This window comes from Bradyrhizobium sp. SYSU BS000235, assembly GCF_049747295.1.
Classification (GTDB): domain Bacteria; phylum Pseudomonadota; class Alphaproteobacteria; order Rhizobiales; family Xanthobacteraceae; genus Afipia.
Genome location: NZ_JBMHJM010000001.1, coordinates 434,194 through 447,129 on the forward strand (window position 1 = coordinate 434,194; position 12,936 = coordinate 447,129).

The following is a 12,936-nucleotide window of genomic DNA, read 5'->3' on the forward strand; positions in this document are numbered from 1 at the left end:
ACTGACAATGTTGAAGAGAACAAAAATCACAGCCGCACTGGCGTTTGTGCTGTCGGTCGGGTTGGGCTTCGGCGCCCACGCACAACAGAGGACGATGTCGATCGGAACAGGCGGCACCGGCGGCGTGTATTATCCGCTCGGCGGCGCGATCGCCAACGTGCTCTCGAAGAACCTGCCGAACGTTCAGGCGACTGCCGAAGTCACCGGCGGCTCCGTGGACAACCTCAAGCTTATCGGCACGGGACAGAGCGAGCTTGGCTTCTCCATGGCCGACGCCGCGCTCGATGCCTATAAGGGTGAAGACAAGTTCAAGAGCGGCAAGATTCCGCTGCAGGCCCTCCTGGTCGTCTACCCCAACCGTATGCACGTCGTGACCGTTGAAGGGACCGGTGTCAACACGATGGCCGATCTCAAGGGCAAGCGGGTTTCTACGGGCTCTCCCGGCAGCGCCACGGAAGTCATGGCCTTCCGCGTCCTCGAGGCAGCAGGTCTCGATAAGGACAAGGACATGAAGCGCGAGCGTCTCGGCGTCGCTGAATCCGTCAACGCAATCAAAGACGGCAAGATCGATGCCTTCTTCTGGGTTGGCGGCGTGCCGACCGCGTCGGTGACGGACCTTGCTGCTACGCCTGGCGTCAAGATGAAGCTCATTGACCACGCCGATCTCGTCGACAAGATGAACGCGAAGTACGGCAAGCTCTACAGCGCCGGCACGATCAAGGCTGGCACCTATCCGGGCTATGACAAGGACAACAAGAACACTGAAGTCTGGAACATCATCGTCACGGGCAACAAAATGAGCGATGACGATGCCTACAACATCGTCAAGACACTCGTTGAAAAGAAGGCTGATATCGTCGCCGTGCACAAGGAAGCCATGAGCTTCTCCCTGGACAATCAGGTTCAGGAGCGCTCACCGATCCCGTTCCATCCGGGTGCTTTGAAGTACTTCAAGGAAAAGGGCATCGGCAAGTAATTGCCATCTGGATTGCTCATCAAATGCCCGGCCTGTGCCGGGCATTTTCTTTTGTGCATCGGTTGCCTCAACGACGCGGGTCTTTAGATTTGGCAATGCCTCAGAGCGGTCGAACGACGCTCTTCGGCACATCTCTGTTGATGGCGAAGTCGTCAAACCATGGCTGGGAATTACCGGCGATCAATGCCGCGATGATGCGGGATGCCAAGTAACTGAATGTGATGCCATTGCCGCCGTAGCCGTAAGCGGCATAGATACGCGGATGTCCGGCAACGCGTCCTATCAGCGGCAAGCCGTCACCGGTCGTTCCAAAAGCACCAGACCAGATGAACTCTGCAGCATTTGATGCTTTCGGCCAGAGAGCATGCAGCTTCGTCAGGATGGCCTTCGCTTTCGCAGGCATTAATTCGTCCCGCGCGTCTGGCTCGACGATCGTGTCGTCGTCTTCCCCGCCCATGATGATCCGGCCATCCAGCGTGCTGCGTGCGTAACTGTAATTCTCAGACGCTTCCCAAATCAGGGCGCCATCCCGCCAGATTGCGCCTGGCGGCTGGGGTGGCGTCGCGATCGCCCAGCTGGACGCCACTTTGTGCAGATCCGATGTGACAAAATCCGGCATCACGTACCCGGTCGCGAGCACAACGTGAGACGCCTCGATGACATGCCCATCGTCAAGACCGATAACAACGCTGTTTGCGCTGTTGTCATAGGTTAATGCCTCGGCGTCGAACACCGCAGCTCCGTTTTGCAGCGCTGCTGCAAGCAAGGTCCTGGATAAGAGCAACGGATTTACGTCGGCAGAACCGGGCGACACAATCGCGGCCTCGCGGAAGAGGTCGAACGCCTGCGCCAATCCTCGATGGTCCAGAAAATAACCCGGTAGCCCTGCCCGCTTGCGGAGATGATGCTCGGCGAGCAGTTCACGCTCACCAATTTCGCTTCCTGCCAAATAAAGCGAATGTCTCTGGCGCAAGACACAAGGCAATCCCTGCGTCGTTACGAGCTCGATCAGGCCGTTCGTGGCGTTCAAGCTGCGCCGGTAGATGTTTGCGGCGCGTTCAAATCCATAAAGCTCGGTGAGCTTGGTCAGCGAACGGTCGATTTCCCATAGCAACATGGCCGTGCTCGCCAGCGTGCTGCCGAAGCCGGGCCGCTGGCGATCTATGATACAAACGTCGCGTCCTTGAGATGCGAGATGCTCTGCCGCCAATGAACCGGTGATCCCGGCGCCGACAATGAGCACCTCGCAGCGGAAATCCTTCTCAACGGCTGGTCTGGCAAGCTGTTGCGGATCCTGCCCCCATGGCGGCGTGCCGCCACGTAAATCATCATGCCGCGCGCGCTCTGGATCAAACATCATTCCATCGTCGGTGAAGGCCCATCATCGCAGCAAATGACTAAATCTGCGAGGATGACTCCGCGACCAAGGATAAGTTCCGTTCAGAGCGACGAAACCGGCTCACGCTCCTTCGTCCAGCGCGACAAGCTCCCGCTTCTTGCGCAGGGACGGCAGCAACGGGCCGATCAGGAGAACCGCAGCGAACACAAGACAGACCGCGGAAATCGGACGTTGCACGAACGTCATAAGATCACCCTGCGACAGGATCAGCGATTTGCGCAGATTGTTCTCCATCATCGGCCCCAACACGAATGCCAGGACGAGTGGCGCCGGCTCGTAACCAAACTTGCGCATGAAATATCCGACAACGCCGCACCCGACCATGACGTAGACATCGAAGACGTTGTTGCCGCTGCAATAGACGCCGATGATCGTGAACAGCAGGATCAGTGGAAACAGCACGTTGTAGGGCAGCTTCAGGAGCTGGACCCACATCCCGATGAGCGGCAGGTTCAGCACCAACAGCATGGCGTTGCCGATGTACATGCTGGCGATGATCCCCCAGAACAGCCCGGGATTTTGCGTGATCATCAGTGGACCGGGTTGCAGGCCATGAATGACGAATGCGCCCAGTAGCAAGGCCATCACCACGTTTGGTGGAATGCCCAGCGTCATCAGCGGAATAAAGGCGCCTCCCGCAGCGGCATTGTTCGCCGCTTCCGGTCCCGCAACGCCCTCGATCGCGCCTTTACCGAAGCGTTCAGGCGTCGGCGACAACCGCTTTTCCAGTGCATAGGACGCAAAGGATGCGACCACTGCGCCGCCGCCGGGCAAAATCCCGAGGAAGAAGCCGAGTATTGTTCCGCGGCCGATCGGCCCCGAACTGGCTTTCCAGTCAGCCTTATTTGGCAACAGCTGGGTGATCTTGGCGTTGATGACGTCGCGCTTAATGACCTGCTCGATGTTGATGAGGACTTCAGCGACACCGAACAATCCCATCACCACGGGGACAAGGCCGATGCCATCGATCAGTTCGAGCCGGCCGAATGTCAGACGTGGCATGGCGGTGATACTGTCGAGACCGATCAGACCGAGCACAACGCCCGCACAGGCCATCAACAACGCCTTGGCCATCGAGCCCTGGGTGAGGAATGTCAGAACGACGAGACCCAGAACCATCAAGCTGAAATATTCAGCCGGGCCGAATGCGACAGCCAGACCTGCGAGCGACGGCGCGATCAGCATCAACGCAATCAGCGCGAAGGTCCCGGCAATGAACGAGCCCAGCGCGGAAATTCCAAGCGCAGGGCCGGCTCTGCCCTGCTTCGCCATCTGGTGGCCGTCGAGACAGGTCACGACCGATGCCGCCTCGCCGGGAATGTTGACCAGGATCGATGTGGTCGAGCCGCCATACATCGAGCCGTAGTAGATGCCGGCCATCATGATGATGCCCGACTCCGGGCTGCTCGACAGCGTGACCGGCAGCAACAGCGACATTGCCGAGATGGGACCGATGCCCGGCAGCACGCCAACCAGCGTGCCTATGAACACGCCAATGAAACAGTAGAGCAGATTGATCGGCTGAAGAGCGACGCCAAATCCGTGCCCGACATTGAGAAGAACATCCATTGCGCAGATCTCAGCCGATGTTGAACATGCCGATCGGCAACTGGATCAGAAGGGCTTTCTTCAGAATCCACCACATGCCGAGCGGCGCGAGAATCGCGAGCGGGACAGCCAGCGCCCAGCGAACCGGGTCGATGACGCGCAACAACAGCAGCATCAACGGTATCGATGTCAGAAGGAAGCCAAACGGCTCCAGCAGAAACGAGAAGGCTCCGAGACACACGATCACGAGTAGCGGCTTGGTCCAGCGGGTGCCGGCCCACAATGATCCCAGCGTCGGTCCCCCATCGGTAATCGCCGAAACAATGATCGTGCCTGCAAACAAGCACATCAGAATTCCGGTATAGAACAGCACATAGCCAGAGCCGGGATCGTTGATGCTGCCGATGTTAAGGCTGTAACCCGACCGGATTACAAACACGCCGAGTGCAAACCCAACCACTCCGCCCCACAGTTCGGAGTTGTTCAGCCTGTTTTTCGTATCGCCAGAACCATTCATAGCGTACTGCCTCCCGCAAACATGCCAGATGCAAAGACCCGCGACGGCAATGGCCGCAGGTCTTGCGCTGTGCGTACGCTCAGTTCGTCTTCTTGCTCAGTCCAAGGTGATCGATCACCTTGCGCTCGGAATCAGTGACCTCGCCGACGAATTTCTTGTAGTCCTCGGTGCTCTTGTAGTTCGGCACCATGTCGTACTTCGCGAGCGTTGCAATGACGGCGGGGTCTTCGATCGCCTTCTTGAAAGCATCATGCAGCTTGGCGACGATCTTCGGATCCATGCCTTTCGGTCCGGCAATACCGAAGGGTGAATCGTAGACCATCGGGTAGCCGAGCTCCTTGAGCGTCGGCGCATTCGGGAAGTTTGGCGAGCGCTTTTCGGTCCACACCATCAGCAGCCGAAGCTTGCCGGCATCGACCAATGGCTTCCAGCCGGTCGAGTCAGCCTGCAGCATGGTGTGATTGCCCAGCACCGCTGCGTTGGTCTCCGCACCGCCCTTGAACGGAACCTGCGTCAGCTTGATTCCGGCCATCCCGGCAATCTGCTCCATCCCGATGTGAAGCGACGTTCCCGCGCCTGGAGTTGCGTAGGTCACCTTCCCCGGATTTTGCTTGGCGAAATCGACCACGTCCTTCCAGGTCTTGAACTGGGAATCCGCATTGGTCGTCACCCCGAAGGTATAACCGGTGAGATGGACGATGTAGGTAAAGTCCTTGCTGGGATCCCAGGACACCTGCTGCATCAGCGGCAGGCGAAATACCGTGATCGGAATCTGGGAAATCGTATAGCCATCCGGCTTCGCCGTGGCGGCCATCGTCGCTGGACCCACCGTGCCGCCGCCACCGGCCTTGTTGTCCACGGCAATCGGCTGGCCGAGGTGCTTCGATGCGGCATCCGCAATCGCCCGCATCGAGATATCCGTCGAACCGCCCGCTGGCCATGGGACGATCAGCGTGATCGGCTTGCTTGGATAGTCCTGTGCCATCGCGGCGCCGCCGACCAAAGCCAGCACTGCTGCCGCAATTGCGGTCTTCACACGTGTCCCGTGAATCATAAAAGAGCGCTCCCCTTTGCGGTTCGTGATCATTGTCAGAACCTGCCGTTGTTTTATGTCGTGGGCCGATGATCCACGAAAACGGTGCGAAAGAAAAGCGATGAAACGCGTCGCTATCTACTGCGGCGCAACGTATTGCGGCACGTGCGGCAATACGTCTCAATCTTCTAGTGTGGTGGTTCAGAAGTTTGCTTCGTTTCTCGGCGCGTCCTTTATGCGAACTTCTGAACCTAAACCACACTAGAATCATAAGCTGCTAGTGTCCTTTTCGAATCCGAAGTTCGCTACGAAGCGCGCAGCAATATGCAGGCGAACTTCGGATTCGGGACACTAGAGAAAGAGATTACGAGAGAAGAGTCGCGTGAATCGTCATCGCGCCGATCGATATGGCCACGATTCCAACAACGATCTGGAGCGCATGATTGGCCCAGGTGAGAAATCGCGCCGACGCCGCCAGCGGTAACGCGATGACCGCCGACAGTGCGCCCATCCCGATCATCGACCCAATCCCGAACAGCACGACATAGAAAATACCTTGGATCGGCTTTTCGACCTGCGAAACAGCGAGCACGAGCAACGCGGCCGATCCTGCCATGCCGTGCATCAGCCCCACGAACAGCGAACGCCAGCGGAAACTGTGGGCATGGGAGTGCAGGCTTTGTGTATGTGGCACGGTGTCATGGGCATGGCTGTGTGCGTGCAGATGAACCGTACCATCTCCATGACCATGGGCGTGGAAATGCACCCGGTCACGCCACAGCCGCCAGAGCACGTTCGCGCCCAGCCCGACCATCATGATGCCCACCGCGCCCTCGAGGGGCTGTGCAATGTGTTCCGGTATCGCATGTCCAAGAATGATCGCCGCACCAGCAAACAGAGAAAGCGTGATGGTGTGGCCAAGCCCCCACGTCAATCCGTGCCGGACGATATCGCCAACGTGGGTCCTGCGGGCGGCAATGCTGGAGACGGCTGCAATGTGATCGGCTTCCAGCGCGTGCTGCATTCCCAGCACGAAACCAAGCCCCAGAATTCCAAACATGTCCTGCGCTCTCTCTTTGGCGGCTGACCATACCCGAAACGACAAGTTCGCAAAGTCCCTTGTTAGAATTGTCCCGCAAGTGTGAGACGGACCGCCAGCGGCTCCACCGGATGCAGCACGCGATCCATGACGCCGGTTTCGCAAACCGCGGCTGGAGGTCTCGTTGGAGCGGGGCCGGTACACTGCGCGAACAGCGCATCCGTTTTCAGCAGCGAGCCGTAGGCATAGGTGATCTGATCGGATTTGCTGTCGGTCAGGTTGAAGGCGTCCAACTGAATGCGCCATCCATTCTCGAAACGATAGCCAAGTTGTCCGTTCAGCAGTCCCGTCGCCGGTGACACGAACGCGCCATCTTCCGTCAGCGGCCGGGGACCGAAGTAGCGATAGCGCAAGGCAGCAAACCAGCCGGTTGCTTCACCTATCCTCATGCCGGCGGAGGCGATCATGTCGGGAGCACCTGGGATGAAATTTCCGGGCGCATTGCCGATCTGCGCCTCCGGATACCCAGCCAACGCCGCGTAGGCAACCGCCTGATCGGAATTATCGCCGCGAAAACGTGCGTGTGTGACGGCAAGGTCGCCGTCGAAACTGAGCCACGAGTATGGCTTGTAGTGGTTGCTCCACTCGATGCCGTAACGACGGCTCGGGCGGCTTGCCTCGGTGTCACCTGCGTCGCCGACAAACAAAATTTCCGATGCGGAATCCAGCACGAACAGACTGACCGAACTATCGAGATTGGGAATCGCCTTCGTTCGGATGCCGATTTCCGCGCCGCGCGTCTTCACGAGAAACGGCGATGAATCCACCGCAGTGCCGTCCGATGGCGATTCCTTGATGGTCACACCGCGCGCGTCGTTGCTGTGGAACCCCTCGCCTGCGTTGAAGAAGAACTCCGTCTTGGCAAACGGACCAAATACAAGACCGAATTTCGGACTGCCGATCGACGCATTGGCGTTACCGGAGTTGATGGGGTCGAGGAGCGAATTGACGTTGGCGTTATAGACGTCGCCACGATAGCCCACATAGCTCCGGAACCAGTTCGTCCAGTGAATCGTGTTCTGGACAAACAGACCGACACTCCCCTCTTTCACCTTGTCGCTGCGTGTGCCTTTGAAAAACTGCCGTTGAACGGTATCGGACAATGACACCTTGATATCATCGTATCGGCTCTGAAAGCCGACCTCCGTCTGCACCGGCAGCCCGGCAAACACTGTATTGAACACATGCGAGGCATTGACACCGGCGAGCACGCGATCGTCATGCTGATGAAACTGATCTCCATTATCGGGATTGTCGAGAAAAAAGGTGAAATCGTTATAGAGATCGAGCGAACTCTTGATCGCGTAAAAATTGACCTTCGACGAACCATCTTTGTCAGACTGCGCCCATCGGCCGGAAATAGAGAACCGGTCGGAATTGCCACCATCGGTCGGATCAAGCGCACCGTAGAGACCAATCTGTCCCGAGGTGATCGCGCGCAACGGCACCTGATCCGTCGAATTCCATCGGTTGGAATAAGCCATACCTGTCAGAGATAGACCATTATCCATGGTGCCTTCGGTATAGCGAACAACGGCATTCAGCTTTCGAAGCTTGTCGGGATAATCCCAAGGGCCGTTGTAGGTGTTGACTTCGCCGGCCACGAGCAGATTGCCCTCACCCGCTTTCGCCGATGTCACTCCGAAGACCCGGCGGTATCCAAAACTCCCCACCGTAGCCAAAGCCATGGATTTCTTGACCGTATCGATCAGGCTGACATTCACCGCGCCGACCGACGAGAAATCGCCTTCATCCGCGAAGTACGGCCCCTTCTTCACATTCACCGATCCAATCAGTTCGGGGATCAGGAAATTGAGATCCGCATAGCCCTGGCCATGACCATGCGTGCGCATGTTGACGGGCATGCCATCAACAGAGATCGCCAGATCCGTGCCGTGATCCAAATTGAAGCCGCGGAGGAAATACTGGTTGGCTTTGCCGTCACCGCTGTGCTGGGTGATAATTAGACCCGGCACCACCTCCAGCGCTTCCGCGGGCCGGGAAAACGGCCGCTCATTGACCTCCGTACCGGTGAAAGTCTTCTCGCTCGCAGACAAGACCGGTGTGTCACCGCCATCGGCCGAAGCAACGGCTACAGGGGAAACAGCCTGCTGTCTCTTAACGGGCTCCCGACGCGAGCCTGCGACCACATCCACCGGAGGCAGCGACGTTGCGTTGTCCAAAGGATTCGCGGTCTGAGCCGATGCACGAGGCACGAAAGCAACAAATGACGCACAAATTGCAATTCCCGCAGGCCGCCATCGGACCGGAAATGAACTACGAGTCGCCGCAAGCCTACGCCAACGGCCGACCATCCGATCTTTGATCTTGCCCACCACCCACGACGCTTCTTAAAAACAACAGCCCGGCGCGGGCAAGCTGGCATGTCGCGTATGACAATGTCAATAAATCATCATACTTTTCCGGTGCGGAGCTTCCCGATGCAGCGCGTGACGATCACCCTCGACGACGATCTGGTGGCCGAACTCGATCGCATGATTGAACAGCATGGCTATCAAAATCGCTCCGAGGCGATCCGCGATTTTACCCGCGCGGGCATGCAACAGGCCGCCCAGGATGCCGGTAAATCAAGCGAATGTGTTGCTGCGCTGGTCTACGTCTATGATCACGCGGCCCGCGATCTCTCAAGCCGTCTGGTCAACAATTTCCATGATCATCATGACCTGTCGCTTGCGACGCTGCATGTCCATCTCGACAATGACAACTGCATGGAGATCACCGCCCTGAAAGGGCCGACGTCGGAGGTGCAACATCTCGCCGACCACATCATCGCGGAACGTGGCGTTCGCTACGGGCGTGTGGTTATGATCCCAACTGACAGCAAATCCACCAAAGCGCACAAGCGCCCCGCCCACCGGCACACCTGACACGCACTTTTCGCGGATGTACTCCTTTCGAACCTGGGTTATCGAGGTCTTATGAGCAAAGCAAAATCCAATCTTCAGATCGATTCCACCCGCCTGTGGAATGACATTCACGAAACAGCAAAGTTCGGCGCCACGCCCAAGGGCGGCGTACGGCGCCTGACCCTCGGCGCGGAAGACAAGCAAGTGCGTGACTGGTTTCGCGCCGCCTGCGAGGCCGCGGGATGCGAAGTCCGCGTTGACGCGCTAGGCACCATGTTCGCCCTGCGCCCCGGCCGCGACATGTCGAAAGCCCCAATCGGGATCGGTTCGCATCTTGATACGCAGCCGACCGGCGGCAAATACGACGGCATCCTCGGCACGCTCGCTGCCCTCGAAGTCGTGCGCGCGATGAACGATGCAGGCATCGAGACCGAAGCTCCGATCTGCGTCTGCAACTGGACCAACGAGGAAGGTTCACGTTACGCACCGGCCATGATGGCATCCGCCGCTTATGCCGGCGAGTACACGACCGAAAACATCCTCGGCCGCAAGGATATTGATGGCGTTACTGTCGCCGAAGCGCTCGACACCATCGGCTACCATGGCGCAGAACCTGTCGGGAAGCAGAAATTCAGTGCCTTCGTCGAGCTGCACATCGAACAGGGGCCTATCTTGGAAGCCGAGAACAAGACCATCGGTGTGGTGGACCGCGGCCAGGGCATCATGTGGTATGATGGCGTCATTACCGGCTTCGCAAGCCATGCAGGCACGACGCCGATGCCGTTGCGTCGTGACGCGTTGGCCGCCTTCGCCGAATTCGTTCTGGTGGTTGAAAAGCTGGCGAAAGAGCTTGGACCAAACGCAGCCGGCACCGTCGGTGAAATCATTATCGACAATCCGTCACGCAACGTGATCCCAGGCGACCTCAAATTTACCGCCGATATTCGCAGTTCTGAGTCCGCGACGCTGGACAAACTGCACAGCGATTTGCAAGCCGCGATCGAGGAGATTTCCAAGCGACGCAAGGTGACGATTGAGCTTAACCAGGTCTGGCGCAAGGAACCGACCGTTTTTGATACCAAACTTGTCGCCGCCGTCGAAAACGCCAGCAAGGAGCTGGGCTACTCCAATCGCCGTATCACCTCGGGCGCAGGACACGACGCCTGCAACCTCGCAACTGTCATGCCCGCAGCCATGATTTTCGTGCCGTGTAAGGATGGCATCAGCCACAACGAAATCGAGGACGCGACACAGGCCGACTGCGCGGCGGGCGCGAACGTGCTGCTGCACACGGTTCTCTCCCTTGCAGGGATTGCATCCTCGACAAATACGAATAGCTAACGTGTCTTAGTGACCCGGTTCTGACATTCGTTAAGGCACAACGCATGAACATCCGACAACCGGCTGCAGCGCCCATCGCGCTGCGCCGTCCACACAGTTTCACTCGACATGGCATCACCGTGTCCGACGATTATGCCTGGCTGAAGGATGAGAACTGGCAGGAGGTTCTGCGGGATCCTTCTATTTTGAAACCCGACATCCGCAGTTATCTGGAAGCGGAGAACGATTACACAGAATCCGTTCTCGGACACACGGCCGGACTGCAGAAGACGCTGGTTGCCGAAATGCGCGCGCGCATCAAGGAGGACGATTCCAGCGTCCCCTCGCCTGACGGCGCATTTGCGTACTTCCACAAATACCGCGAGGGCGGCCAGCACGAGATGATCGGCCGCTCGGCACGCAAGGGTGGCGACGAGCGCATCATCCTCGATGGCGACCAACTGGCTTCACAAAGTGAGTACTTCCACTTTGGTGGCGCACGGCATTCCCCGGATCACAAGCTTGAAGCCTGGAGCGCCGACATCAAGGGCTCGGAATATTTCACCATCCGGATCCGTGACTGGGCGACAGGTCAGGACAGCGACGACGTCATCGAGGAAACCGACGGCGGCGTGGTCTGGAGTGCCGACTCGAAATCATTCTTCTACGTCATGCTCGATGACAACCATCGTCCGATGCAGGTCTACCTTCATCGGCTCGGCACGTCTCAGTCGGACGACACGCTCGTCTATGAGGAAAAAGATTCCGGGTGGTTCACTCATATCCATGAGAGCGCCAGCGGCCGCTTCTGTGTCATCGCCGGTGGCGATCACGAAACTTCGGAACAGCGGCTGATCGATCTTGCCCATCCCGACGCACCGCCGCGGCTGGTCGCGGCACGCGAAGAAGGCGTGCAGTATTCCATATCCGATCGCGGTGACGAGCTGTTTATTCTCACCAACGCAGACGAGGCGATCGACTTCAAGATCGTGACTGCGCCGTTGAACGCGCCTGAACGATCCAATTGGCGCGACCTGATCCCGCATCGTTCGGGGATCTACGTTATCGATGTCGAACTTTACGCCAATCATCTGGTGCGGCTGGAGCGGGCGAACGCCCTGCCTTCTATCGTTATCCGCGATCTCACGGCGAACGAAGAACACGCCATCGCTTTTGACGAGGCAGCCTATTCACTCGGCACACTAGGCGGTTACGAGTTCGACACCACGAACTTGCGATTTTCCTATTCATCCATGACCACGCCATCGGAAGTCTTCGATTACGACATGGTCAGCCGCGAGCGCATTTTGCGCAAGCGCCAGGAAATCCCATCTGGCCATAACCCGGCGGACTATGTCACCACACGCATCATGGCGACGTCCTACGATGGCGCGCAGGTGCCGGTGTCCATCCTTCATCGCAAGGGACTGGTTCGTGACGGCAGCGCTCCATTGCTGCTGTATGGCTACGGCTCCTACGGTCACGCGATTCCCGCGTCATTTTCGGCAAACCGCTTATCTCTGGTCGACCGCGGATTTGTCTACGCCATCGCGCATATCCGCGGCGGATCGGACAAGGGCTGGGGCTGGTATCTCGACGGCAAGCGCGAGAAAAAGACCAACTCATTCGACGATTTCGCCGCGGCCGGCCGGGCGTTGATCGAGCAGAAATACACATCGACAAAAAAGATTGTCGGTCATGGCGGCAGTGCGGGTGGCATGCTGATGGGCGCCGTCGCCAATCGTGCGGGTGAATTATTCGCGGGCATTGTGGCCGAAGTCCCCTTCGTCGATGTGCTCAACACGATGCTCGACGATACGCTGCCGCTGACCCCACCGGAGTGGCCCGAATGGGGGAATCCGATCGAGAGCGCAGAGGACTTCAAGACCATCCTCTCCTATTCGCCCTACGACAATGTTGCCACGACGGACTATCCGGCCATTCTGGCGATGGGGGGCCTCACCGATCCGCGCGTGACCTATTGGGAGCCGGCGAAATGGATCGCTCGCCTGCGTCCCACCATGACCGGCGGCGGCCCGGTTTTGCTGAGGACAAATATGGGTGCCGGCCATGGCGGCGCGTCGGGGCGTTTCAACCGGCTCGATGAAGTCGCGATCGCCTACGCGTTTGCGCTCTGGGCGGTTGGTCTCGCAACCGCTGGCGCCTGATCGCGAGCG

General features: G+C 58.4%; 10 protein-coding genes. 4 read left to right on the top strand and 6 right to left on the bottom strand.

All coding sequences use genetic code 11. From position 1 onward, the window contains the following. The first annotated feature begins 7 nt into the window (after positions 1-7). Positions 8-976 carry a TAXI family TRAP transporter solute-binding subunit gene (locus tag ACP0KA_RS01900; protein ID WP_424627148.1) on the top strand — a complete coding sequence of 323 codons (969 nt, stop codon included), beginning with the start codon at positions 8-10 and terminating at the stop codon, positions 974-976. Between the two features lie 100 nt (positions 977-1,076). On the opposite strand, the gene ACP0KA_RS01905 is transcribed toward ACP0KA_RS01900, so the two are convergent. From ACP0KA_RS01905 to ACP0KA_RS01930, 6 genes are all read right to left on the bottom strand, one after another. After that, positions 1,077-2,333 (bottom strand): NAD(P)/FAD-dependent oxidoreductase, encoded by a 1,257-nt coding sequence (locus tag ACP0KA_RS01905; RefSeq protein ID WP_424631464.1) that lies wholly within the window; start codon positions 2,331-2,333, stop codon positions 1,077-1,079. Between the two features lie 102 nt (positions 2,334-2,435). Then, positions 2,436-3,944, bottom strand: a complete 1,509-nt coding sequence (locus ACP0KA_RS01910; protein ID WP_424627149.1) for a tripartite tricarboxylate transporter permease — start codon at positions 3,942-3,944, stop codon at positions 2,436-2,438. Positions 3,945-3,954: 10 nt separating this feature from the next. Next, entirely contained in the window at positions 3,955-4,440 is a 486-nt protein-coding gene (locus tag ACP0KA_RS01915) for a tripartite tricarboxylate transporter TctB family protein (RefSeq protein ID WP_424627150.1), read from the bottom strand. 79 nt (positions 4,441-4,519) lie between these two features. After that, entirely contained in the window at positions 4,520-5,494 is a 975-nt protein-coding gene (locus tag ACP0KA_RS01920) for a tripartite tricarboxylate transporter substrate binding protein (RefSeq protein ID WP_424627151.1), read from the bottom strand. Between the two features lie 343 nt (positions 5,495-5,837). Then, complete coding sequence (locus ACP0KA_RS01925; protein WP_424627152.1) at positions 5,838-6,533, bottom strand: urease accessory protein; 696 nt, start codon at positions 6,531-6,533, stop codon at positions 5,838-5,840. Positions 6,534-6,595: 62 nt separating this feature from the next. Beyond that, positions 6,596-8,755, bottom strand: a complete 2,160-nt coding sequence (locus tag ACP0KA_RS01930) for a TonB-dependent receptor (RefSeq protein WP_424627153.1) — start codon at positions 8,753-8,755, stop codon at positions 6,596-6,598. A 258-nt stretch (positions 8,756-9,013) separates the two neighbouring features. Between ACP0KA_RS01930 and nikR the strand changes: the two genes are divergently transcribed. Genes nikR through ACP0KA_RS01945 form a run of 3 tightly spaced genes read left to right on the top strand, consistent with a single transcriptional unit; the run spans position 9,014 to position 12,927 of the window. Further along, entirely contained in the window at positions 9,014-9,460 is a 447-nt protein-coding gene (gene nikR, locus ACP0KA_RS01935; RefSeq protein WP_424627154.1) for a nickel-responsive transcriptional regulator NikR, read from the top strand. A 51-nt stretch (positions 9,461-9,511) separates the two neighbouring features. After that, the gene (locus tag ACP0KA_RS01940; RefSeq protein ID WP_424627155.1) at positions 9,512-10,780 is read left to right on the top strand and encodes a Zn-dependent hydrolase; all 1,269 of its coding nucleotides are present in this window, start codon (positions 9,512-9,514) and stop codon (positions 10,778-10,780) included. A 44-nt stretch (positions 10,781-10,824) separates the two neighbouring features. After that, positions 10,825-12,927: a S9 family peptidase gene (locus ACP0KA_RS01945; RefSeq protein ID WP_424627156.1), complete on the top strand. Its 2,103-nt coding sequence runs from the start codon at positions 10,825-10,827 to the stop codon at positions 12,925-12,927. Positions 12,928-12,936: the final 9 nt, after the last annotated feature.

What these genes read in the sequence shown, in the direction of transcription:
- ACP0KA_RS01900 (WP_424627148.1), top strand. Translation starts at nt 8, where the DNA reads ATGTTGAAGAGAACAAAAATCACAGCCGCACTGGCGTTTGTGCTGTCG.
- ACP0KA_RS01905 (WP_424631464.1), bottom strand. Translation starts at nt 2,333, where the DNA reads ATGTTTGATCCAGAGCGCGCGCGGCATGATGATTTACGTGGCGGCACG.
- ACP0KA_RS01910 (WP_424627149.1), bottom strand. Translation starts at nt 3,944, where the DNA reads ATGGATGTTCTTCTCAATGTCGGGCACGGATTTGGCGTCGCTCTTCAG.
- ACP0KA_RS01915 (WP_424627150.1), bottom strand. Translation starts at nt 4,440, where the DNA reads ATGAATGGTTCTGGCGATACGAAAAACAGGCTGAACAACTCCGAACTG.
- ACP0KA_RS01920 (WP_424627151.1), bottom strand. Translation starts at nt 5,494, where the DNA reads ATGATTCACGGGACACGTGTGAAGACCGCAATTGCGGCAGCAGTGCTG.
- ACP0KA_RS01925 (WP_424627152.1), bottom strand. Translation starts at nt 6,533, where the DNA reads ATGTTTGGAATTCTGGGGCTTGGTTTCGTGCTGGGAATGCAGCACGCG.
- nikR (WP_424627154.1), top strand. Translation starts at nt 9,014, where the DNA reads ATGCAGCGCGTGACGATCACCCTCGACGACGATCTGGTGGCCGAACTC.
- ACP0KA_RS01940 (WP_424627155.1), top strand. Translation starts at nt 9,512, where the DNA reads ATGAGCAAAGCAAAATCCAATCTTCAGATCGATTCCACCCGCCTGTGG.
- ACP0KA_RS01945 (WP_424627156.1), top strand. Translation starts at nt 10,825, where the DNA reads ATGAACATCCGACAACCGGCTGCAGCGCCCATCGCGCTGCGCCGTCCA.